At 71.3% G+C, this 21,758-nt stretch carries 24 protein-coding genes and 2 pseudogenes; 11 read left to right on the plus strand and 15 right to left on the minus strand.

What is annotated here, in order from left to right; translation table 11 throughout:
* Positions 1-56 precede the first annotated feature (56 nt).
* The 3 genes from HS048_RS22975 to HS048_RS37450 all read right to left on the minus strand — a co-directional run bounded on the left by HS048_RS22975 (position 57) and on the right by HS048_RS37450 (position 986).
* Entirely contained in the window at positions 57-224 is a 168-nt protein-coding gene (locus tag HS048_RS22975) for a hypothetical protein (RefSeq protein ID WP_157237473.1), read from the minus strand.
* Positions 221-664 (minus strand): sigma factor, encoded by a 444-nt coding sequence (locus HS048_RS37445; RefSeq protein ID WP_307832601.1) that lies wholly within the window; start codon positions 662-664, stop codon positions 221-223. Before HS048_RS37445 ends, HS048_RS22975 begins: the two co-directional genes overlap by 4 nt.
* Before the next feature lie 127 nt (positions 665-791).
* Positions 792-986: a hypothetical protein gene (locus HS048_RS37450; protein WP_230881845.1), complete on the minus strand. Its 195-nt coding sequence runs from the start codon at positions 984-986 to the stop codon at positions 792-794.
* A 254-nt stretch (positions 987-1,240) separates the two neighbouring features.
* Between HS048_RS37450 and HS048_RS22985 the strand changes: the two genes are divergently transcribed.
* On the plus strand, positions 1,241-1,837 hold the full coding sequence (locus HS048_RS22985; protein WP_230881846.1) for a snapalysin family zinc-dependent metalloprotease: 597 nt from the start codon (positions 1,241-1,243) through the stop codon (positions 1,835-1,837).
* 160 nt (positions 1,838-1,997) lie between these two features.
* Positions 1,998-2,441, plus strand: coding sequence for an SRPBCC family protein (locus tag HS048_RS22990; RefSeq protein ID WP_196468629.1), 444 nt, complete (start codon positions 1,998-2,000; stop codon positions 2,439-2,441).
* Between the two features lie 78 nt (positions 2,442-2,519).
* On the opposite strand, the gene HS048_RS22995 is transcribed toward HS048_RS22990, so the two are convergent.
* From HS048_RS22995 to HS048_RS23010, 4 genes are all read right to left on the minus strand, one after another.
* Positions 2,520-3,074 (minus strand): FxsA family protein, encoded by a 555-nt coding sequence (locus HS048_RS22995; RefSeq protein ID WP_196468630.1) that lies wholly within the window; start codon positions 3,072-3,074, stop codon positions 2,520-2,522.
* A gap of 160 nt (positions 3,075-3,234) precedes the next feature.
* Positions 3,235-3,906: an NADPH-dependent F420 reductase gene (locus HS048_RS23000; protein WP_196468631.1), complete on the minus strand. Its 672-nt coding sequence runs from the start codon at positions 3,904-3,906 to the stop codon at positions 3,235-3,237.
* 89 nt (positions 3,907-3,995) lie between these two features.
* Positions 3,996-4,340, minus strand: coding sequence for a helix-turn-helix domain-containing protein (locus tag HS048_RS23005; RefSeq protein WP_068897369.1), 345 nt, complete (start codon positions 4,338-4,340; stop codon positions 3,996-3,998).
* Between the two features lie 101 nt (positions 4,341-4,441).
* A complete protein-coding gene (locus tag HS048_RS23010; RefSeq protein WP_068897370.1) occupies positions 4,442-4,942 on the minus strand; it encodes an NUDIX domain-containing protein in 501 nt (166 codons plus the stop codon).
* 199 nt (positions 4,943-5,141) lie between these two features.
* Between HS048_RS23010 and HS048_RS23015 the strand changes: the two genes are divergently transcribed.
* Complete coding sequence (locus HS048_RS23015) at positions 5,142-6,572, plus strand: serine hydrolase (RefSeq protein WP_196468632.1); 1,431 nt, start codon at positions 5,142-5,144, stop codon at positions 6,570-6,572.
* Between the two features lie 50 nt (positions 6,573-6,622).
* Here HS048_RS23015 and HS048_RS23020 read toward each other — a convergent pair whose 3' ends face one another.
* On the minus strand, positions 6,623-7,840 hold the full coding sequence (locus HS048_RS23020; RefSeq protein WP_196468633.1) for a GAF domain-containing sensor histidine kinase: 1,218 nt from the start codon (positions 7,838-7,840) through the stop codon (positions 6,623-6,625).
* Between the two features lie 175 nt (positions 7,841-8,015).
* Here HS048_RS23020 and HS048_RS23025 point away from each other — a divergent pair, with 175 nt between their 5' ends.
* Positions 8,016-8,630: a DUF1707 domain-containing protein gene (locus HS048_RS23025; protein WP_068897481.1), complete on the plus strand. Its 615-nt coding sequence runs from the start codon at positions 8,016-8,018 to the stop codon at positions 8,628-8,630.
* 137 nt (positions 8,631-8,767) lie between these two features.
* Entirely contained in the window at positions 8,768-9,637 is an 870-nt protein-coding gene (locus tag HS048_RS23030) for an alpha/beta hydrolase (RefSeq protein WP_230881847.1), read from the plus strand.
* A gap of 7 nt (positions 9,638-9,644) precedes the next feature.
* Here HS048_RS23030 and HS048_RS23035 read toward each other — a convergent pair whose 3' ends face one another.
* Both HS048_RS23035 and HS048_RS23040 read right to left on the minus strand, forming a co-directional pair.
* Positions 9,645-10,217, minus strand: coding sequence for a hypothetical protein (locus HS048_RS23035; RefSeq protein ID WP_196468634.1), 573 nt, complete (start codon positions 10,215-10,217; stop codon positions 9,645-9,647).
* Between the two features lie 140 nt (positions 10,218-10,357).
* Complete coding sequence (locus HS048_RS23040; RefSeq protein ID WP_196468635.1) at positions 10,358-11,761, minus strand: amidase; 1,404 nt, start codon at positions 11,759-11,761, stop codon at positions 10,358-10,360.
* Between the two features lie 470 nt (positions 11,762-12,231).
* Between HS048_RS23040 and HS048_RS37455 the strand changes: the two are divergent.
* Both HS048_RS37455 and HS048_RS23050 read left to right on the plus strand, forming a co-directional pair.
* Positions 12,232-12,447 (plus strand): annotated as a pseudogene (locus HS048_RS37455) (transposase); the annotation flags it as partial.
* An 86-nt stretch (positions 12,448-12,533) separates the two neighbouring features.
* Positions 12,534-13,397 (plus strand): IS3 family transposase, encoded by an 864-nt coding sequence (locus HS048_RS23050; protein WP_230882064.1) that lies wholly within the window; start codon positions 12,534-12,536, stop codon positions 13,395-13,397.
* 161 nt (positions 13,398-13,558) lie between these two features.
* On the opposite strand, the gene HS048_RS23055 is transcribed toward HS048_RS23050, so the two are convergent.
* The gene (locus HS048_RS23055) at positions 13,559-13,933 is read right to left on the minus strand and encodes a helix-turn-helix domain-containing protein (RefSeq protein ID WP_202609808.1); all 375 of its coding nucleotides are present in this window, start codon (positions 13,931-13,933) and stop codon (positions 13,559-13,561) included.
* 183 nt (positions 13,934-14,116) lie between these two features.
* Here HS048_RS23055 and HS048_RS23060 point away from each other — a divergent pair, with 183 nt between their 5' ends.
* Positions 14,117-14,980, plus strand: a complete 864-nt coding sequence (locus HS048_RS23060) for an SDR family oxidoreductase (RefSeq protein ID WP_068897482.1) — start codon at positions 14,117-14,119, stop codon at positions 14,978-14,980.
* A 72-nt stretch (positions 14,981-15,052) separates the two neighbouring features.
* On the opposite strand, the gene HS048_RS23065 is transcribed toward HS048_RS23060, so the two are convergent.
* Positions 15,053-16,012, minus strand: coding sequence for a transposase (locus HS048_RS23065; RefSeq protein WP_196468638.1), 960 nt, complete (start codon positions 16,010-16,012; stop codon positions 15,053-15,055).
* 276 nt (positions 16,013-16,288) lie between these two features.
* Between HS048_RS23065 and HS048_RS23070 the strand changes: the two genes are divergently transcribed.
* Complete coding sequence (locus HS048_RS23070) at positions 16,289-17,827, plus strand: methyl-accepting chemotaxis protein (RefSeq protein ID WP_196468639.1); 1,539 nt, start codon at positions 16,289-16,291, stop codon at positions 17,825-17,827.
* On the opposite strand, the pseudogene HS048_RS23075 reads toward HS048_RS23070, so the two are convergent.
* Positions 17,793-18,197, minus strand: a pseudogene (locus tag HS048_RS23075) (transposase); the annotation flags it as partial. The gene HS048_RS23070 and the pseudogene HS048_RS23075 overlap by 35 nt on opposite strands.
* Positions 18,198-18,648: 451 nt before the next feature.
* Complete coding sequence (locus tag HS048_RS23080) at positions 18,649-19,023, minus strand: hypothetical protein (RefSeq protein ID WP_196468640.1); 375 nt, start codon at positions 19,021-19,023, stop codon at positions 18,649-18,651.
* A gap of 79 nt (positions 19,024-19,102) precedes the next feature.
* Between HS048_RS23080 and HS048_RS23085 the strand changes: the two genes are divergently transcribed.
* Both HS048_RS23085 and HS048_RS23090 read left to right on the plus strand, forming a co-directional pair.
* Positions 19,103-19,258 (plus strand): hypothetical protein, encoded by a 156-nt coding sequence (locus HS048_RS23085; RefSeq protein ID WP_196468641.1) that lies wholly within the window; start codon positions 19,103-19,105, stop codon positions 19,256-19,258.
* A 197-nt stretch (positions 19,259-19,455) separates the two neighbouring features.
* The gene (locus tag HS048_RS23090; protein ID WP_196468642.1) at positions 19,456-20,487 is read left to right on the plus strand and encodes a hypothetical protein; all 1,032 of its coding nucleotides are present in this window, start codon (positions 19,456-19,458) and stop codon (positions 20,485-20,487) included.
* Between the two features lie 484 nt (positions 20,488-20,971).
* Here HS048_RS23090 and HS048_RS23095 read toward each other — a convergent pair whose 3' ends face one another.
* Positions 20,972-21,616, minus strand: a complete 645-nt coding sequence (locus tag HS048_RS23095) for a recombinase family protein (RefSeq protein WP_196468643.1) — start codon at positions 21,614-21,616, stop codon at positions 20,972-20,974.
* Positions 21,617-21,758: the final 142 nt, after the last annotated feature.

The following is a 21,758-nucleotide window of genomic DNA, read 5'->3' on the forward strand; positions in this document are numbered from 1 at the left end:
CCCCATTTGAACCGGCAGGCCGCTCGATTCGTGACACCGCCCGGGTGTGAGCGTCCTCACACGAGCTGAGCGGCGGCGAACGCGAGCTCGGCGGGATTCATCAGCGTCCGCACCGTGTCGACCCGGCCATCGCCGATCTCCACGGCCATGACCGCGCGCAGTTCGCCCGCGTGCCGCAGGAGCACGGCGAACTCGCCGTTGACCTCCGCGACCGCCGCCGTCACCGCGGACGCCTCCGGCCGGACGCTGAGACCGCGCAGATAACGAAGACGGCCCGCTCGGCCGGGCTCAGGCGCTCCAGCAGGACCAGCAGGCCCAGTGACACCGATTCGCGTTGCTCGGCGGTCTCCAGCGGACCGAGCACGCCGTCCCCGGTGAGTACCGGCTCGGGCAGCCACGGGCCCGCGTAGCTCTCCCGGCGCCGCCGCGCCGAAGCGAGCTGGTTCAGGCACAGATTGGTGATTACCTTGGTCAGCCAGGCGGCCGGAACATCGACACGGCCGGCTCGGCTCCAGCGCAGGAACGTCTCCTGCACCAGGTCCTCGGCTTCGGCGGCCGAGCCGAGCAGCCGGTAGGCCAGACCGAGCAACCGGGGCCGCTGCTCCTCGAACACCTCCACCGGCGTCCGCGGCCGCTCACCCGCGTCCGTCCCCAGGAGATCCACCCGCCCGATGTTAGACGTCCGCGATCTCCCTGCCGCAGGAGGCCTCGGCGGTCGGAGATCCGTGGCGCCGGGCCGGCCGCACGGTCTCGGGGCCCGGACGCGCCGCGGCAGGCCGGAGCCCGCCTCGTCAGGAGGCGCCGAGCCCGCGGGGAGGGTAGACGTGGTCCAGCACGTGGCCGGGCGGCAGGATGCAGCGGCGATGCGCGTTCTCCTGCGTGCAGCGGAGGGCCGCCTCCCGGCGCGGCAGCCTCGCCTGCGCGGCGGATGATCCGGGGCGGCCGTCCAGGGCGCCTCCGAGGACGCCGTAGTGCCCATCCGGCATCGAGTGCTCCAACCATTGGCGGATCGGCCGTGGCCGTGGGCTGGAAATCCTACAGAATCGTCCGCATATGACCCATAACTGCCTTTTGACTCTTTTATGCTGATCATTGTCAGAGAGCCGGCCGGGGACCTCCCACCAGGCCCCCATAGCACCGTGATAGGGAATTTTTGCCAGATTCCCGGCGAACTCCTCGGTCAATATCGTGACGGCACCTCGCCTGACCACCCCCCATCGGCCGAGGAGGCCCGACAGAGATGTCAAGGATGTCAAGGATCCCCCGTTCCGCCCTCGCGTTCGCCCTCGGACTCGCCTTCCTCGCGACCGCGCCCCCCGCCCAGGCGGCTCCCCTCTCCCCCGCCCCCGCGGTCCAGACGGACCGGACCGCCCAGGCGGCGGTCCGCGTCGTCCGCTACGACGCGAGCCGGGCCGCCGAGTTCCGCTCGGCCGTGGACCAGGCGGCCCAGATCTGGAACGACAGCGTGAGCAACGTCCGCCTCGTCGCGGGAAGCCCCGCCGACTTCGTCGTCCTCGCGGACAACGGCTGGCCCCGCGCCCAGCCCGTCGGGCGGGGCCGGGGCACGGTCTGGATGGGCCGGCAGGCCACGAGTCAGGGCTACGCCCCGCTGCGCATCGCCACCCACGAGATCGGCCACATCCTGGGCCTGCCCGACCGGCGCACCGGCCGGTGCACCGACCTGATGTCGGGGTCGAGCGCGGGCACCGGCTGCACCAACCCCTACCCGAACACCGCCGAGAGGGCCGCGGTCGACCGGAACTTCGCGGGCCTCACTCCCCCGGCGGTGCAGTTCGGCGAGATCTACGTCGACGCCCCCGCCGACGCGGCCCCGTAGCCGAGCGGCCTCCCCGTCCCGTCCGCGCTCTCCCGGCGTACGGCGGCGGCCCCGGCGAGGCGGGGCCGCCGGGCGCGGGCGGGACGCCGGACGTCCCCGGGCCGGGAAGGGCCCGGGGACGTCCGGTGAGAGCGGGCCGGTTCCCGGGCAGGACGTGGTCGTGACCAAGACCCGTATCAGCGTCTCCTGTGACGCGGCGGCCGGCCCCGAGCGGGTGTTCGCCGTCCTGACCGACTGGCCGCGGCACGACGAGTGGATGGTCCTGACCCGCGCGCACGTCGCGGCCGGCGACGGGCGCAGCGCCGGAAGCAGGCTGGCGGCCTTCACCGGCGTGGGCCCGCTCGGTTTCCTGGACACCATGGAGATCACCCGCTGGGATCCGCCGGCGGTGGTCGAGGTCCGGCACACCGGACGGCTGGTGCGCGGCAGGGGCGCCTTTCGGGTGCTGCCCCGCGAGGGCGGCGGCAGCACGATCGTCTGGGAGGAGGAACTCGATCTGCCGTTCGGCGCCGCAGGGCGGCTCGGCTGGCCGCTGCTGCGCCCGCTGAACGAGGCGCTGTTCCGGCTCTCCCTGCGCCGCCTGGCCGAACTCAGCTCGTCGTGAGAGCCGCCGGACGCCGGCCGGCGATCCGGATCGCACGACCGGCCGGCGGCCGGCTCCCTCCCGGAGCGCGACCGCCGGTCAGCGACCGGTGAGGTCGCGGCCGGAGTCTCGCGGGGCCGGTCCCGCCGGCTCGTCGTGGATCACCTGACCGTGGATCACCGGGCCGGACCCGCCGGCCCGGCCGCGCGCCGCCTCGTCGAAGGACGCTCCCATCGGGCCGAACGGCGTGCCGAAGGCGAGACCGGGACCGGCGGCCCGCGCGGCCAGCGTGCGGATCCTGCGGGCGAAGAACCAGGTGCCGAGCCTGCGCATCAGCGGCCGGGTGAACGGCAGCACGAGCAGGAACCCGGCGACGTCGGTGAGGAAGCCCGGGGTGAGCAGCAGCGCCCCGCCCGCGACGATCATGGCGCCGTCGGCGAGCTCCCGGTCGGGCATCCGGCCGCCCTGCAGCGCGGTCTGCAGGCTCTGCCAGGCCCTGCGGCCCTCACGGCGGACGATCCAGGCGCCGAGGAGGCTGTCCGCGAGCAGCAGGGCGACCGTCAGCGGGCCGCCGATGACCTGCCCCACCTGGATCAGCGCCCAGATCTCCAGGACCGGGACCACCAGGAAGGCCAGGAAGAGTAGAAGGCGCATCGTTTCCTCACTCGTGCGGACGCCGTACGACAGTGACAACGCCGGCGGGGTCCTCCGCGTTCCATCGGTGTTCCATCGGCGTTCCATCGACGTCACGGGAGCGGGCCGCCGGTCGGATCCGCGGGTGAGGGCGGGCTCCGGCTCGGACTCCGCGGAGCGGTCACGGGCGGCGATCCGGCGAAGTCGGCTGCGCACTCGTGGTGACGGTGGTGCGGTCGACGAGGTTGAAGACCGTGTGCGGGTCGTGCCCGCCGAACAGCAACGAGATCACGATCGCGGCCGTCGCCTCGAGGTGGTGGGCGTGCCGGAGACCGCCCACCGGCAGCGGTTCGCAGCCGAGGTCGGTGATCAGCCGGCGCGCGACGTCCAGCGCGGCGGGATCGTCACCGCAGTAGGGCACGGTGAGGCGGCGGCCGTCGAACACCGGCGGGTCCAGCCGCCAGACCCGCGCGTGGCAGAGGTTGAACGCCTTGACGACATGGCCGCCGGTCGCCCGCTCGATCTCCTGGGCCATCGACCGGCCGGGCGGGGTGACCAGGGTGAAGTGCTCGACCTCGACCGGGTTGTTGCAGTCGATGATCACCTTGCCGCGCAGCGCGTCACCGATCCGGTCCAGCGTGGCCGCCATCCCCTGGTGGAGCACCGCGATGAGGGCGACGTCCGCGAACTCGGCCACTTCCCCGAAGCCGCCGGTGCGGGCGCCCCACCCGGCGGCCAGGGCGCGCGCCTTGGCCGCCGTGCGACCGGTGATCATCAACTCGTGCCCCGCCGCGGTCCACCGCGTGCCGAGCGCGCCGGCCATCGCCCCGGCGCCGAAGATTCCGATTCTCATGGGCGGTAACGCTAGGGAGGCGCAGGGAACCTCCTGGTTCCCTGCGCGGTCAGGCGCCGTCCTCTCCGGTCAGGCGCGGTCCTCTCCGATCAGGGACCGTCCTCTCCGGCCAGTTCCTCGGCGTGGTCCTCGGCCCATCGGGCCAGTACCGTCACCGGTCCGAGCAGGCTGCGGCCGAGCTCGGTCAACCGGTACTCCACGCCTGCGGGCGCGGTGGCCAGATCCCGCCGCTCGACGAGGCCGTTGCGCTCCAGCTTGCGCAGCGTCTGGGTGAGCATCTTGTTGCTGATCCCGCCGATCCGGTCGCGCAGGTCGCTGTAGCGCCGGGGGCCGCCGCCCAGCCCGAACACCACGACCACCGACCAGGTGTCGGCGATCAGGTTCAGCGTGCTGCGGGCGGGACAGTCGGCGAGGAACACATCGTGGTCGCTCATGCGCACCGACCGACGGGCCCGGCGGCCTGTCCGCCCTGCTCCCGTCTCACCGGGCCGGTCCACCGCACGGCGTTCCCGCAGGCCGCCTCTTCGCGCCGCACTCAGGCCGCTCCGCGCCGCGTGCCGAAGTAGGCCGCCGCGACCCGGGTGTGCAGGGGGAAGGCCAGTTCCCGAGGCCGGTCGATCACCAGCCACTCCGACGTCTCGGCCGTGGGAGCGACCGGCGGGAGCGCGGACGCGGCGGTCCGCGGGCCCAGGGCGAAGACCAGAACGGTGCCGTCGGGGGCGCTGAGCACGTCGAACAGCCGGACGTCGGCGACGTCGGCGACGATGCCCGTCTCCTCCCGCAGTTCCCGCACGGCCGCCTGCTGCCAGGACTCACCCAGGTCGATGAAGCCGCCGGGCAGGGCGAGCGCGCCCCGGTGCGGCTCGACGTCACGGCGGACCACCAGCAGGCCCTCGTCCACCGGCAGCACCATCACCGCGACCGGGAGAGGGTTGAGGTAGGAGGTGTTCCCGCACGCGGAGCAGGTCCGCGGCCAGGCCTGGTCCGGGGTGTAGGCCGTACCGCAGAAGGAGCAGTGGGAGTTTCTGACCGTCACGGCGGTGAGACTAGCAACCCCCGCTCCTCCGGCACGGCGGTACCGGCTCCGGGGCGGCGGGACGGGTGCCGCCGCCCCGGAGCCGGCGGCCGCGGACCGCCTCGCGACCGCCGGCGGTGATCACCGGAGCACTCCTGGACGGCGGACCGGGCCGCATAAATCGATTGGGCGTGTTCGGTGGGTTTGTTAGGTTCCCCGCATGCCCTCTCAACGCGCCCTGCTGCCGCGCTCGACACCGGCCGCCTCAGGGGTGTCGTCCCGCTCGATCACCGCACTGCTGGACCGGCTCGAAGCGCGATCCGTCGAGTGCCACTCCATCATGGTCGTGCGCCACGGCCACGTCCTCGCCGAAGGCTGGTGGGCGCCGTACTCGGCCGGACGCCCGCACCTGCTCTACTCGCTGACCAAGTCCTTCACCTCGATCGCCGTGGGGCTCGCGATCGCCGACGGGCTGCTCTCGCCGGACGACCGGGTGGTGGACGTGCTGCCCGACCACGTCCCGGCCGACATCTCGGAGCAGGGGCGCCGCCTCACCGTCCACCATCTGCTGTCCATGACGACCGGGCACCGCGCCGACAGCCTCGACGAGGCCTGGCGGCTGGAACCGGGCGACCTGGTCAAGGGCTTCCTGCGCGTCCCGTTCCCCGAGGCCGAGGGGACCCGGCACGCCTACGACAACGCGACCACCTTCGTCCTGGCCCGGATGGTCGAACGGGTGACCGGACGCACCCTGCCGGAATTGCTCGACGAGCGCCTCTTCGCGCCGATGGGCGTCGAGCACGCCGAATGGGACCGGGTGGCGAGTGGCGCCGCCTTCGGATTCCACGGGCTGCACCTGACGACCGAGGCCGTCGCCGCCTTCGGTGAGCTGCTGCTGCGCGGCGGCCTCTGGGGCGACCGGCGGCTCGTCCCGCGCGGATGGGTGGAGCTCGCCACCAGGCGGCACATCGAGACCCTGCAGGTCGAGGGCTGGTCGGAGAGCCCCGACGCGCTCTGCGGATACGGCTACCAGTTCTGGATGTCGCGTCACGGTTACCGCGGCCAGGGCGCCTTCGGCCAGCTGTGCGTGGTCGTCCCGTCGCACGACCTCGTGGTCGCCGTGACCGGCGCCGAAACGCAGATCGAGGCCGTTCTCGACCCCTTGTGGGAGTGCCTGCTGCCCGGCCTGGACCACGCCGCGAGCACCCGGGACGACGAGATCCTCGCCGAGCGGCTGCGGCGGCTGTCCCTCGCGCCGGTGCCGGGCCGGGCCGCCCCGGAGCGCTCCGCCAAGGCCCGGATCGACGCCTGCGGCGAGGACTCGCCGCTGCCCGGCGGGACCGCGGTGGCCGTCGATCCGGTGGACGGCGGATGGCTCCTGCGGCTCGGGGCCTCCCTGGAGGTGGCGGTCGGCCACGGCCGGTGGAGGGAGAGCTCTCCGCTGGGCCGCCCGGTCGTCGCGACCGGCGCCTGGCAGGGCGGGGCGTTCGTCGCCGACCTGTACGTCATCACCACCCCGCACCGGGTCCGGCTGGTGGTCGACGCCGCCGCGGGCACGGCGGTGGCGACGTGGAACGTCGTGCCGCTGACCGGTCCCGATCTGGCGTTGCATCTGCGGTCGCCGCTGATGACCCGGCCCGACGTCGCGTAGGCGGTGCCGCCCTGGGACGGTCCGCGCGTGCGGCCGGACCGGTCGGCGCCCTACCCGCACGGCAGCGGGGCGGGCAGGATCAGGCGGACCCTGGTGCCCTTGTCGGGGCGGCTGTCGATCTGCACGGTGCCGTCGTGCAACTCGACGATCTTGCGGGTGATGGACAGGCCGATGCCGGTGCCGCCGATGGCGCGCTCCTCCGCCTCGGGCGCGCGGTAGAAGTCGTCGAAGACGTGCTCGATGTCGGCCGCACCGATACCGATGCCGGTGTCGCACACCTCCACGGTCGGGGCCGGATCGCTCCACGCGGCCACCTCGATGCGGCCGCCGGGCGGGGTGAACTTGATCGCGTTGTCCAGCAGCTGGGTCAGGGCGTGCTGGACCCGCCCGGCGTCGGCGCACGCCATCACCGCCCGCGGGGCGTGCACGGTCATGGTCAGCTGTCCGGTGCGGACGCGCTCGGCCAGGGCGGCCACCGTACGGTGGACCAGGGCGGCCAGGTCGGCCTGGTCCGGGGCGAAGGCGGCGGTGCCGGCGTTGAGGCTGGCCATCAGCAGCAGCTCGTCCAGCAGGTCACGGAGCCGGTCGCTGTTGCGCTTGATGACGCGCAGGAACCTCTGCTCGGTGGCCTCGTCCAGGTCACCGTCACAGATGATCTGCAGGTAGGAGCTGATCGCCGTGAGCGGGGTGCGCAGCTCGTGGTTGACGGTGCGCAGGAACTGGTTCTTCAGCTCCTCGACCTCCCGCATCCGGGCCAGCATCTGCTCGGACCGCAGGGCGTGGTGGTGCAGCTGCAGCAGCCCGGCGGTGTTGCCCGCCAGGGTCGTCAGCGCCTGGCGCTGGTCGTCCGAGAGCAGGCGCGGCCGGGTGTCGGCCACGCACACCGTGCCCAGTGCGTGGCCGTGACCGCTGACCACCGGCGCTCCCGCGTAGAAGCGCACGTACGGCTCCCCCACCACGACCGAGTTGTCGTGGAAGCGGGGATCGGCCTGGGCGTCGGGGATCTCCATGATCCGGTCGCCGCAGATGGTGTACTGGCAGAACGAATCGCGCCGGTCCATCTCGGTCCAGGTGATGCCGTGGCGGCCCTTGAGATACTGCGTGTCGTGCCCGACCAGGTTGACCAGTCCGATCGGTGTGCCGCACACGTGCGCGGCCAGGGTCGCGATGGAGGAGAACTGCGGCTCGGGGACGGCGTCGAGGGCGTGCAGCTCCTCCAGTTCGCGCACCCGCTCGGCCTCGTCGTCCGGCCGCGGCCAGGACGTCATCGCACTCCACCCGCTTCCGGGGTCACCAGAAATGTGCCGGCCCAGGGGCACCGCACCGCGGCGCAGCTGGTCGCCGGACCACTTCCTGCCTACCCTCGACAAAGCACGGAATAGCGGATTTCAGGTGATGTTTTGGTCATCATCGACAGCCGGGCTGGGGCGAAGGGTGGGCATCATGACCGATCACCGGAAGTTCCGGGCGAGTGATCAGGATCGCGACAAGGTGGCGGAGATCCTCCGCGTCGCCGCCGGCGAGGGGCGCATCAGCCTGGAGGAGCTGACCGGGCGGATCGACCGCGCCTACGCCGCCCGCACTCTGGGCGAGCTGGACGAGGTCGTGTCGGACCTGCCGGGGTACGGCGCACTCTCCCCGGCCGCCACCCCTTCTCCCACGTCGGCCGGCCCTCCGTCCCGCACGCCGGCCGGGGGCGACGTACTGCGGCTCCACACGGGCAGCGGCAGGATCACGCAGGCGGGCCGCTGGACGGTGCCCCGGCACATGAGCGCCGAGGCCGGCAGATGGGGCAGGGTACGGATCGATTTCACCCTGGCCGACTGCCCGCACCGGGAGGTGCTGCTCGACGTCGAGATCACCTCCTGGTTCGGCGACATCGTCGTCGTGGTGCCCCGCGGCTGGTGGGTCCACGACGAGGAGGTCGTCCGGCGCCGGATGGGCGCCGTCCACAACCGCCCGCCGGTGCCGCTCGCGCCCGACGGCGTCAGCGTACGGCTCACCGGCCATGTGCAGACCGGCGACGTCTGGGTGCGCTACCGCAGGACCACCGCCTGAGCCCTGCTCATCGGCGGACGGCTTGAGCCGGCCCCGCCCGGCTCCCGGATCGGTCCCCGTCCGGAGGCTCACCCCCCGGCCGCGGCTCCCGATTCCCCCTCGCGCCCAAGATCCACCACCTGATACGGTCCTCGATCATGGTCTACATGTCGTCCGGCACCGCTCCCACGTTCGTGCTGGTCCACGGTTCCGGCTCCAACTCGTTCATGTGGTCCTCCGTCCAGCGCGAACTCGCCCTGCTCGGCCACCGCAGCCTCGCCGTCGACCTGCCGGGGCACGGCCTCGACGCGCAGTACCCCGTCGCCTACCAGGCGCCGCAGGATCTCGACGCGTGGGCTGCCGAACCGTCGACGCTGGCCGGGACCACCCTCCAGGACAACGTCGACGCGGTCGTCGACGTCGTCCGCCGCGTGGCCGGGCACGGACCGGTGGTGCTGGTGGGCGCCAGCCTCGGAGGGACGACCGTCACCGGAGTCGCCAACACGATCCCCGGCCTGGTGGATCGGCTGGTGTACATCTCCGCGTGGGCGTGCGTGCAACGGGCGAACCCGATCGAGTACATGCAGGAGCCCGAGTTCGCGGACAGCCTGATGCCGTCCCTGGGCGCGTTCAACATCGGGGACCCGGCTCGGCTCGGCGTCGGCCGGGCCAACTACCGCACCGCCGATCCGGCGCTGCTGGCCGGCCTCAAGGCGGCGACCATGGCCGACGTCACCGACGAACGGTTCAGGGCGTTCCTCAACATCCTGCAGCCCGACGAGTCGATCGCGGTGATGACGGCCGACGCCCGTGGTCACGCCGACACCTGGGGCACGGTCGCCCGCACGTACATCCGCCTCACCGGCGACCGGTCCATTCCGCTGGCCATGCAGGACAGACTGATCGCCGAAGCGGATGCGCTGACTCCGGGCAACCCCTACGAGGTCCACACCCTGGACACCACACACGCGGGGTTCGTGTTCAGGGCAGCGGAAGTGGCGGCCGTCCTCGACAAGTCAGCCGTCTAGCGACGGTTCAGAGCCGGATGCCCTTGATGATCTTCGTTAGCTCCGGCGCGAGGGGCCGGCTGGCCATCACGGTGACGACGACGCCCTTACGCTCGACCCAGCCCGCGTACCGGCCGTGGCCCAGCGCGCCGTCCCCCTCCTGGGTGAGCACCTGGCGAGCGCCGATCCGCACGGTCTCCGTGTCACCGGAGAACGTCCCGAGGTCGAACGGAGCGTTCTTCAGCTGCGCCGGCCCGCTCGCCTTCGGCCAGCACACCACCCTCACCCACAGCGACCGGTGCTCGGGGTCCACCTCGGAGCGGTCGTCCCCCCACTGGTAACCGTACTCGGTGATCCCATCGTGCTCGTTGACGACGACCTGGCCGTAGGTGAAGCCCTTCGGAATGTGGCCGACACGGATCCCCTCGACGGCGGCGGCGCCTCTGGGAGGCATGTCGATCTCAGCGCCGGACGACCGCTTCGCCTCTGCTCCGGTCGGGACGGGACAGGCGGGACGCTCCACGGCCTGGGCGGGGAGCGCTATCAGCGCCGCGGCGACGGGCAGCACGGACAGGACGGCGAGCTTTCGCATCTCGTTCATGTTCGATTTCGACGCGACGGCTGTGAAGAAAGTTCGGCGCCGGGCGGCGGCAGCCGGTTCGTGCCGCTCGGTCCGGTGGGCCAGGGCACCGGGCAGGCGTGTCGCCCGACGCGGCGCGGCCCTCTGCCCGGAGCCGACGGTCAGCGGGGGTCGATCGGCGTCGGCGTCCCGGCCGCGGCCTCCACCACCGCGGCGGCCTCCAGACACAGATCCTCGCGAAACCTCGGGCCGATGATCTGCACGGCCTGCGGCAGCGGCGCATCGGCCGAGGCGACCGGTACGGCGACCGCGGGCAGCCCGAGAAGGTTGACCGCCACGACCGTACGCATCGTGTCCGGCCAATCGTCCAGCCACCGGGGGTCGAGATCGGACCCGACGCGGAAGGCCGGACGCGTGCGGATCGGCGCGAGCATCAACGGGGTACGGCTCAGCTGCGCGCTCCACAGCCGCGCGATGGAGGCCCGCTCCATCATCGGGTCGAACGCCCGCTCTCCTGCGGCCCGCGTCCAGATCGGCTCGTACGCCTGCCAGAAGCGCACGAACCCGGGAGAGGCGATCGCGTCCGCAGGAGGTCGCTCCCGGTGGGTCCGGCCGTGGTCCGACATGATCTGCGTGAAGATCTCGCTCGCCCGGGTGAGGGCCGGAGCCCGGCCTTCCTCGACGAGATAGCCCGCGTCGGCCAGGGCCGCGGCCGCGCGCTGCAGCGCGCCGGCCACCTGCGGGTCCATCTCGGTCCCGTCGAGATCGGTCACCACGCGGACCCGTACCGGCACGGGCAGGGGCGGGCCGTGCACGGGCACCGGCGCGTGCCACGGGTCCCCGCCGGAGCGCCCGCACATGTGCTCGAACGCCAGCCGCAGATCCCGCACGCGCCGGGCTACCGGACCGTGGACGGCGAGCAGCTGGAACGCGAAGGGAACCGGCCCCGCCCCGTGCCCGGCCTGCGCCACCCTGCCCAGCGAGGGCTTCAGCGCGCTGACGCCGCAGCACTGGGCGGGCCATCGCAGCGAACCCGCACCGTCGTTGCCGATTCCGAGCGGGGACATCCCCGTCGCCACCGCGGCCGCCTCCCCGCCGCTCGATCCACCCGGCGTGTGCGCGGCGGACCAAGGGTTCACCGTCGCGCCGTGCAACGCGTTGTCGGTGTGCCAGCGCATGCCGAACTCGGGCATGTTCGTGCGGCCGATCGGGATCGCCCCCACCGCGCGCAGTTCGGCGACGGGGGGCGCGTCGGCGGTCGCCGCCGCCTCCCGCAGGGCGACGATCCCCAGCGTCGTCGCCGACCCCCTGACGTCGATGTTCTCCTTCACCGTCATCGGTACGCCGCACAGGGGACCGACCGCGTCCCCGCGTGCGCGGGCTCTGTCGGCCGCGTCCGCCGCCGCGAGCGAGTCCCCCTCCAGCGTGGCCGTGATCGCATTCACCCGGGAGTTCACCGCGTCGATCCGCCGTAGATGCGCCTCGATCACCTCCCGGCACGAGACCTCTCCGGCGCGGATCAGCTCCGCCAGCTCCCACGCGCCCAACGTCCACAGCTCCGCCATGGCGTCCTCCTCCTTGTCGGCCGTGCCGGGAAATCTAGGGAGGAACGCCGGAAAAGAGCAGTCTTGTCTTCCTCGGCGGCATCAGCCGCCCTCCCGCGGGACGGCCGCTGCGTCCCAGGGCGGGTAGGCGAACGCTCCGCCGTACGGCTCGTGCCGGTCGCTCACCCGGCTGTGCCGATGCCCGCGGAACCTGGTCTGCCCCGGTTCGCTTACTACGACTGAACCGATAGGACCCGGGTCGGACCAATTCCTTTCACCTCCGGCCAGGTCACCGCTTTAAGCGCGTCCCTCGATGGTGAGGACACCTACAACGAGATCTTCGACCTCGGCCGGCGGGAGAGCACCTGGGAGGCCTGCGTGCAGAGGAAAAGACTGGAGAACGACCGGGAACCTGACTTCCCTTGAGCTTCCCCCTGCTCTCCGGACACTTGACCTGAGGTCACCCTTGATCATCAGGAAGGATGTCCTTCATGCCCGCACCACACCCGCCAGAGTTCCGGCGTCGCGCGGTCGAGCTCGCGCGCCAAGGTGACAAACCGCTCCTCCAACTCGCCAAAGACCTGGGCATCAGCCGGTCATGCCTGCAGAACTGGCTCAACCAGGCCGACGCCGATGAAAACGCCGGCACTGGGGACCGGCTGACCAGTGCGGAAAAGAAGGAACTCGCCGAGCTGCGCCGCCGTAATAAGCAGTTGGAGATGGAGAACGACATCCTCAAGCGGGCGGCGGCCTATTTCGCCCGCGAGAACGTCCTCCCAAAGCAATCTACTCGCTGGTCCGTGAACTCGCCGGCGACCATATCCCGGTCGCGGTGGCCTGCCGAGTCCTCGAAGTGTCCACATCGGGATATTACGACTGGCTCGGCCGGCCCGAGCCACCGCGGGAATTGCGTAACAAAGAACTCACCAAAATGATCCACGAGATCCACGCCGAGTCGCGCGGTGGTTATGGATCGCCGCGCGTCCATGCCGAACTGCGGCTGGGGCTGGGCGAGACGGTCAACCGCAAGCGCGTCGAGCGGCTCATGCGCGCGGCCGGCCTGCAGGGCATCTACCGGCGCAAGGGCCGCCGCAACCTGGTCAACCAGGCCACCGAGGAGGACCTGGTACAGCGGCGGTTCGACGTCCAGGCGCCCGATCGGCTGCGGCTGACCGACATCACCGAACATCCCACCGGCGAAGGGAAGGTGTACTGCGCCGCCTTCATGGACGCCTACTCTCGACGCATCATCGGCTGGTCCATCGACGCCAGCCAAAATACCGAGTTGGTCACTAATGCGCTCGCGATGGCCGTGGCCCGGCGCGCACCGGAAAAGCGATCGACAATCCTGCACTCGGACCACGGAACGCAATATACGTCCTGGACCTTCGGGAAACGCCTACGAGACGTCGGCCTGCTCGGTTCCATGGGAACGGTGGGTGATTGTTATGACAACGCGATGATGGAATCGCTCTGGGGAACGATGCAGCTCGAACTCCTCGACACCAGGATCTGGAATACCCGCGAAGAACTCGCCAACGCCATCTTCGAATGGATCGAATGCTGGTATAATCCATACAGGCGCCATTCCAGCATTGGAATGTACAGCCCCGCCACGTACGAGAGCCTCTACCGGCCCTCAGACACCGCCGAGTGACCCCACCTCAGGTGTCCGTGCAACGGGGGGAACCTCAGGCTCGACTTAATAGCACTACTGTGGTTGAACTCGTGATGTCGCCGGGTGGCTTAGGTGGGTCTGATTGTCGGGCCGGTCTCGGCGAGGCGGCCGTCTATGACCAGACCGCTGGCCGCCGCTGATTACCTGGTGCGCTCAGTGCGGTCGTCGTACTCTTCGCGGGCGGTGATGACTTCTTCGATGTGCAGCACGGACCACTCCGTGAGCGCCTTCAGCGGCTCCCGTAGCGTCTGGCCGAGCGCGGTCAGCTCATACTCCACGTGCGGCGGCACCTCTGGGTAGACGGTCCGGCTGACCAGCCCGTCGCGTTCGAGGGTGCGCAGCGTCTGGGTGAGCATCTTCTCGCTCACGCCCGCCAGCGCCTGTCGGAGATGACCGAACCGGGAGGTCCCGTTCCGGCCGAGTTCGCCCAGCACGAGGACCGCCCACTTGCTGCCGATCTGGTCGAGCAGGTCCCGCGACGGACAGCCGCGCTCGTACGGATCGAATGACGGCATGGGCCCGGTCGCATTCTCGACAGCAGCCATACGGCTCACCTCAATGCTTTCGCTACGGTAAGTACCGTACCAAAAAGTGGCTACTCCCCAACAGAGAGTGTTCAGGTCATTCTGTGTTCCATCCCGCGGCGGACGGACCGCGGCAGGCGTGCGAGGCACGCGCGGAAGAAAGGAATGACCATCATGCCGATCGTCGTCACCGGAGCCACCGGCCAGCTGGGCAGACTCACCGTCGAGGCACTGCTGCGGAGCGGGATCCCGGCCGCGGACATCATCGCGACCGGCCGGGACATCGCCGGGATCAAGGATTTGGCCGACCGAGGCATCACGGTACGCCGCGCCGACTTCGCGGACACGGACGGCCTGGCTGAGGCATTCGCGGGGGCGGACAGGCTGCTGCTGATCTCGGCCTCGGTCCCCGTGGGCGAGCGGGTCGCCAACCACCGCCGCGTGATCGACGCCGCGGCATCCGCAGGCGTGTCGCTAGTGGCGTACACGAGCACGACGCACGCGGACACGGCCACCACCGTCATCGGCGCCACGCACAGCGAGACCGAGGCGTATCTGCGGGACCGCGGAATCCCCAGCGTGCTGCTGCGCAACGGCTGGTACTTGGAGAACTACACCAGCCAACTGCCGCAGATCCTGCAGAACGGCGCGGTCGTCGGCGCCGCAGGCGAGGGGCGGATCAGCGCCGCGTCCCGCGCCGACTACGCCGAGGCCGCAGCGGTCGTCCTCACCACTGAAGGCCACACCGGCGCCGTGTACGAGCTCGGCGGCGACGAATCCTTCACCCTGACTGAGCTCGCCGCCGCGATCTCCGCTGCGGCCGGAAAGCAGGTTACCTACGCTGACCTCCCGGTGGCCGACTTCGCCCAGGTACTGGACGCCGCGGGCCTACCCGCCGAGCTGGCGGAGGTCCTCGCTGACGCTGACCGCGGTATGAACCGCGGCGAGATGTACACCGACTCTGGCGACTTGCGCCGCCTGATCGGCCGCCCGCCCGTGACCCTGGCCGAGGCACTCGCGGCCGCCCTGCATTCCTGAGGTTGAACCCGTGATGTGGCCGGGTTGCTCAGGTAGGTCTGATTGCCAGGCCGGTCTCGGCGAGGCAGCCGTCTATGAGTTCGCTGCGGTACTGGATGTGCCGTAGGCCGCGCCGGATGCGCTGGACGAGGTGTTCAGGGCTACTGAAGCGACGTTGGAGAGCCAGCCGCGTCGCAGGAGGGACCAGATCTCCTCGACTGGGTTGAGGCCGGGTGCGTAGGGCGGCGGATAGTAGATGGTCAGCCATTCCCGGGCCTCGGTGAACTTTTGCAGGTCGGCGGCCTTGTGGACGTTGAGGTTGTCCCAGACGAGAACGATCGGGCCACCGAGCTGCTGGTGTGCTGCGATCAACAGGTCCCGGTAGTCGCGCCAGGAGAAGCTCTTGCGCCCATCGCGGCGGCCGTCGTCATGGCGGGGCCGGTAGATGAGCCTGGAGCGGCGACCGGGTTTGTAGCAGGTCAGCGCGGCGATGGAGATCCGTCTGCGGGAGCGGCCGCGGACCCGCACCACCGGGGTCCGGCCGCGCTGTGACCAGGTCTTCGCGTGCGGCGGCGTCATGGAGAATCCGGCTTCGTCCTCGAAGGGGAGCCGCCTGGTCAGGCGCCGCCGCCCCATCCGGTAGGCGGCGTGGGAGTCGAGTTTGCGGCGGCTGCGGTTGTAGCGCTGGGTGGTGACCGGGGAGGCGTGGCCGAGGAGTTCCTGGACGCCGGCGAGTGGTACCCCGGCGTCCAGGGCGAGCGTGGCGGCGGTGGCCCGCGCGGTGTGCGGGGTGAGCTTCGCGGGGTCGACGCCGGCGGTGGCGGCGCGGCGCAGCGCGGTGGTGGTGCGCCACCGGTCGAACGGCCCCCCACCCTCCCGCACCAGCAGCGGCTCGCCGGGAGCCCGGTCGTCCAGCAGCGGCTCCAGCAGCGCGCGCATCCGGGGCGGGACGGGCAGCCGGTCGGTGCGGCCGCCCTTGCGCCGGAACACGATCACCGTGTGCCCGGCGTCCATGGCCACCGAGCCGACGGTCAGGGTGCGGCGGGCGAGCACTCGCCAGATGGCGGCCGGGCACCGGCTGCTGCATAAGCCGCGCGTCGGCTTGCGCCGGAGCCGGCCGGCTCCGTCTTCCCTCACACCCACGTGGCGCAGCGCCGGCTGCCAACCGCTCAGAACCGACGGACCGCAGCCGATGTGAAGACCGCCACCATCGGCTCCTCTTCACCGTGAAGGAACGTCATGTCGTCTGCTGCCGCCCCTGTGCCGGGCGCGTCTGCGCGGCGGTCGCTGACCGCTCGTGGCCGGGACCTGCCGCTCACCGTAAAGATCATGTCTGCTGTCGCTGCGATGGCGACCGCGTGCCTGCTGGTGATCACTGTCAGTGTCACCGGGCTCAACACCGCCGATGAGAAGGCCTCGGCCATCTACACCGGTGGTGTGCGGCCGATCCAGACGCTGGCGGAGCTGCACAGCGACGTGTTGCAGGTGCGCAACCTGGTGCTCAACTACTACCTGTCGGACGCCGAGTACCGCAAAGCCAACGCGGCCGACATGCACAAGCTGGATGCCAACATCGACAAGAACGCCGAAGCGTTCGTCCCGATGACGGCCGACGCCGCCGCCTCCGAGCGCCTGTACGCCGACTGGGCCGCCTACAAGGCCATCCGCGACGAGAAGATCATGCCCGCCGCCGACAAGGGCGACCTGGACGCCTTCTGGGACGGCTTCAACGAGGCCGAGCCGATCACCGAGCGCCTCGATGAGGGGTTCGCCGAGCTGCGCGCCGCCCAGGCCGAGACGGCCGTGGCCAACGCCGCGGCCTCCCACGACACCGTCGGCCAGGTCGTCACCCGGGTGGGCGTCATCGGCGCCCTCGGCCTGGCCGCCGGGCTCGCCCTGGCCTGGCTGGTCGCCCGCGGCATCGCCGGCCCGCTGCGCCGGGTCACCGCCGTGCTGGACGCGGTCTCGCGCGGGGACCTGACCCAGCGGGCCGCGCTGGAGCGCCGCGACGAGGTCGGCACCATGGCCGCCGCGCTGGCCCGCGCCACCGACAGCATGCACCACACCATCGGTGTCATCCACGCCAACGCGACCGCGCTGGGCGCCTCCTCCCAGGAACTGGAGGCCGTCAGCGACCAGCTGGCCGGCACCGCCTCGGGCACCGCCGCCCAGGCGGCCCAGGCCCGCGGGGCCGCCCGCGAGGTCACCGAGAGCGTCAACACCCTGGCCGCGGCCTCCGAGCAGATGGGCGCCTCCATCCGGGAGATCTCCGCCGGCGCCTCCGACGCGGCGACCGTCGCCGCCGAGGCGGTCACCTCCGCCCAGGAGACGACCGCCGTGGTCGGCAAGCTGGGCACCTCCTCGGCCGAGATCGGCGACATCCTCAAAGTGATCACCTCGATCGCCGAGCAGACCAACCTGCTCGCCCTCAACGCGACCATCGAGGCCGCCCGCGCCGGGGATGCAGGCAAGGGCTTCGCCGTGGTCGCCGCCGAGGTCAAGGAACTGGCCCAGGAGACCGCCAAGGCCACCGAGGACATCGCCGAGCGCATCGACGCCATCCAGGGCGACACCGCCGCCGCGGTGACCGCGATCGGCAAGATCTCGGCCATCATCGGCACGATCAGCACCTACCAGACCACGATCGCGGCCGCGGTGGAGGAGCAGACCGCCACCACCGGAGAGATCAGCCGCAGCGTGTCCGACGCGGCGCTGGGCGTCGGCGACATCGCCGGCGGCATGACGGCCGTCGCCGACGCCGCCCAGCAGACCACCGAGGGCGTGGTGGCCTCCCGCCAGGCCGCCGAAGAACTGGCGCGGATGTCGGCCGACCTCACCGAGCTGGTCGCCCGCTTCCGTCTGAACTGATCAGCCGCCCCCGGGCCCGGCACCCGCCGGACCCGGGGGCGAGCTGCCGATGCGGCCACATCCCCGACACGCCGATGCGACGGACGTTCGCGATCTGTTCCGGGCTCCAGCGCTCCTCCAATCGCGCCTGGATGAAGTCGCGCAGTACCTCGCACTGGTCGATTCGCCTGGGCTTGGGCCGCGGCCGACGCATCTCCGCCCGCTTCTGAGCGGCGAACGGGCGGTAATACGACGGGTGGCTTGGCTTGACGTTGGAGTTGCAGTTCCGCCTGATCTCCCGACTGATGGTCGACGGGCTGCGGCCCAGCTCGGCCGCGATCGACCGAACGGATCTCTTCTCCCGCCGCAGGTCTGCGATGCGGATGCGCTCTTCCTCGGATAGCGCGTCGAAGAGGGCGACCCCGCCCCCTCTGCACCGAGGGGGCGGGGAAGGTAGCTGCGAGCATCTGCTGTGAGGGGCCGGACGGCCGGCCGCGTTCTCTTGCCTGCCCCCTTCGAGGTCTTCGAGCGCTCACCGCGCCCATTCATCCGCTTTTGTCCGGCTCGTCGGTTAGCGCCGACAAAGCGACTGGCTTCCCTGAAGCTCACACCCTCGCGAACGAGCTCAAGGAACTTTCGTCGCGCCTCAACCAGAGGTCGACCTGGTGCTGTTCTGAAAACCATCGCGTTCCCGGGGTTCGGGTGTTGCGACGATCATTAGAACCCAAGCTCGCGCCGGGCGGGGCGCCACAGGGGTCGGTCAGTCGCCGGGGTCGACTTCGACGGCCAGGTGCCCGGCAGCCGAGTGACCGCGGCTCGCGGGGAAAGGTCGAAGATCGGGCCTACGATGCCAGGTGCTGCGCGTACTGATCGGGGGGCAGGCAGCTCTTGCCCAAGACCCTCAGACGCGTGGAGTCGTCCTCGGGGTAGACGGCGACCGCCTGGCAGCGGTAGCGGGCCTGGCCGGAGTAGCGGGCGTCCTGGAAGACCACGTCGACCGGCCCCGAGACCTCCCCCTCCCGGGTGGGCGCGCCCGCCGAGGCGGTGCAGCCTTCGCCGTGCGCCCACGGCGGGTAGACGCGCGGTGCCGGCAGTTCCCGCTGGCAGGTGTAGGTGGCCGCCGGATCGGCCGTGGGCGCGGCCGAAGCAGGCACCGCGGTCAGGGCCAGGGGAACGGTCAGCGCCGCCAGGGCGACGAGACGACGGGTACCGGACATGATTGTCCTCCATGTCATGAAATAGATGATTTCGGTCACCGGCTTCATACCCATATGTCACTTTATGTAATCAAACGAGATGAAGTGTCACTATCAGCTACGTACAGAATGGCGGGAGCTCAGCGAGCACCCAGGTGGGCTTGCCATCGAGAGCGGGCACGACAGGGGCGCCGTTCCGCCGGCCTGCACCGGCACCGGCACCGACACCGACGAGGGGGCCAAGCACGGGCTCTGACGGTATTCCGACGCCTTGAGCCAGGTCGCCTGCCAGGCGGAGCCCCGATACAGGTGACGACCAGGTGCTGCGGGCCGGCCGTACGCCGAGCCGGTCCCACGGACGGTGCGGTGTACCGCCCCGGCGGTACGTTGTTGGTCAGCCGGTAGCTTCGCTCCCTGCGCCGCGCACGGGGCCAAGTGCCGTACGGAGGGCCCATGCCGCAGGACATCGCGTTCGACCTGCCTTTCCCGGTGCGGACGAGTCCGGATGCGGAAGGCGCCCGGCGGCGCAATCTCCGCTGGGTACAACAGCACCGGCTGGTGACCGGCGACCAGGCCCTGGCCTGGTACCGCTCCTGGGACATGCCGCGCCTGGCCGCCTGCGGCTTCCCCTACGCGCAGGGACCCGAGCTCGGCCTGTGCACCGACGCCATGGCGTTCTTCTTCCTCTTCGACGACCAGTTCGACGGCCCCCTGAGCCGCGCTCCCCGCGACGTCGCCCGCCTGTGCCAGAGCATGATCGACATCGTCCACGGCACCGGACCACGCCGCCAGGCCGACCCCTGCTCGGCCGCGTTCGCCGACCTGTGGCGGCGCAGCACCGACGGGGCACCTCCCGGGTGGGCGGCGCGGACCGCGCACGAATGGGAGTACTACTTCGCCGCCCACGCCCATGAGGCGGTCAACCGGTGCCGGGCGGTGCCCTCGGACATGGAACGATATCTGCAGGTGCGCCGGGGCGTGGCCGGCACCGCGCTGCCGGTGTCGCTGGGGGAACGCGCGGCGGCGATCACCGTGCCCGCCGTGGCCTTCCACAGCCCGCACCTGCGAATCATGCGAGAGATCACCGTCGACGTGACGCTGATGTGCAACGACGTGTACTCCCTGGAGAAGGAGGAAGCCCGCGGGGACATGGACAACCTGGTCCTGGTCATCCAGCACGCCCGCGGCTGCTCCCGCCAGGAGGCGGTGGCCGCGGCCCGCGACGAGGTCCACCGGCACGTCACCCGATTCCGGCAGCTGGCCGCCGAGGTGCCGGACATGTGCCGGCAGGTCGGCCTCACCGGCCCGCAATGCGCCGCCGTGGAGGCTTACGTCGAGGTCATGACCGCCTGGATGAGCGGCTACCACCTCTGGGAGACCGAGACGGCGCGCTACCGCGCCGCGGCAGACGTCCTGCCCGACTCGGGCCCTGGTCACTTCGAGAAGCTCCTCGGTAGCGAACCCGAGCAAGATTCGCGGCCGTGAGGGCCGGGCGCGGCGGCCGTGCGTGCGGCCCGACCGGGGCGCCGGCCGCGGTGCCGGCCGGCCAGGTGCCGCCGCCGAGCAGGGCGGCCATCCGGTAGGCGGCGTGGGAGTCGAGTCTGCGCCGTCCCCGGTTGTAGCCCTGGGTGGTGACCGGGGAGGCGCGGCCCAGCAGCTCCTGCCCGCCACAGGCGCCCCGGCTCCCGGCCGGACCGGTGAGAGCGCCCGGGCCATCACGCAGGACAGCAGACCCCACACTTCCCGCCGCTCCGGCGATACGTGACGAAGCGACGGCGGCACCCCGAGGTGACGAGCTGCGCGAGCGCATGGGCTGGACGGCTCCGAGCGCGTCGTAAGCCGCCGCTGGTGCGCCGTCCCATAAGGTCGGCGCACCGGCTGCGGCGCCAACCCACAAGCCCGGTGCGGGCCCGCGAGGAGGATTGGTACAGGAATGCTGAGCCCGGTGTCGGTTCGGTGACGAGCCCAGTCAGGCCGGCTGGCCGGGCAGGAGGCCGGCCAGCGCGGTGCGCACGGCGGCCCGGCTCACCCCGTGGGTGCGTGCGAGGGCCGCGATGGAGGTTCCCTCCTCGCGGAACGCCGCTCGTACCTCCTCGCGCCGGGTGCCGTCCAGCGCGGGAGGTCGACCGCGGTAGCGCCCCTCGGCCTCGGCCGCGGCGATCCCCTCGGCGGTGAGTTCGTTCTGCAGGTCGCGCTGGAACTGGCCGACGGCGGTGAGCACGTTGATGATCAGCGCGGTGGTGGCGTCGTTCGCGGCGAGGTCGTGGAAGCTCGACAGGGGCCCGGACAGGACGCGCAGGGCGACGCCGCGCGCGGCGCACCAGTTGCGGACGTTGTGGATGTCGACGAGGTCACGGCATAGCCGGAACAGCTCCGAGACCGTCAGCACGTCGCGCGGGTGCGCTGCAGCGGCGAGGTGTCCGAACGCGGGGCGTTCCAGCGCGGGGATCTTCGAGGTGGTGGCCGGGTCCTCAAACAGCAGCACCCCGTCGGCCGGGCGGAACCCCTCGGCGACGCCTTCGGTCCGCACGAGGAGGCCGGCCTCGGTGAGGATGCGGCGCTGGCGCAGCAGGGACTGGGCCGCGGTGGATACCCGCGAGTAGACGATCCGCACCAGAGGCTCCTCGAGAATAGGGCGATGAGCTCCTCTATCTGTCGGGAAATCCTGACGTCAATCCGAGCTTGAAAGCGACTGCTCGGGGTGCGCTTTCATCTCTGATATCCGGTTTCCTGGGCGGTGCAGGGCGGCTTCGACG

This window comes from Planomonospora sp. ID91781, assembly GCF_015711595.1.
GTDB classification, from domain to species: domain Bacteria; phylum Actinomycetota; class Actinomycetes; order Streptosporangiales; family Streptosporangiaceae; genus Planomonospora; species Planomonospora parontospora.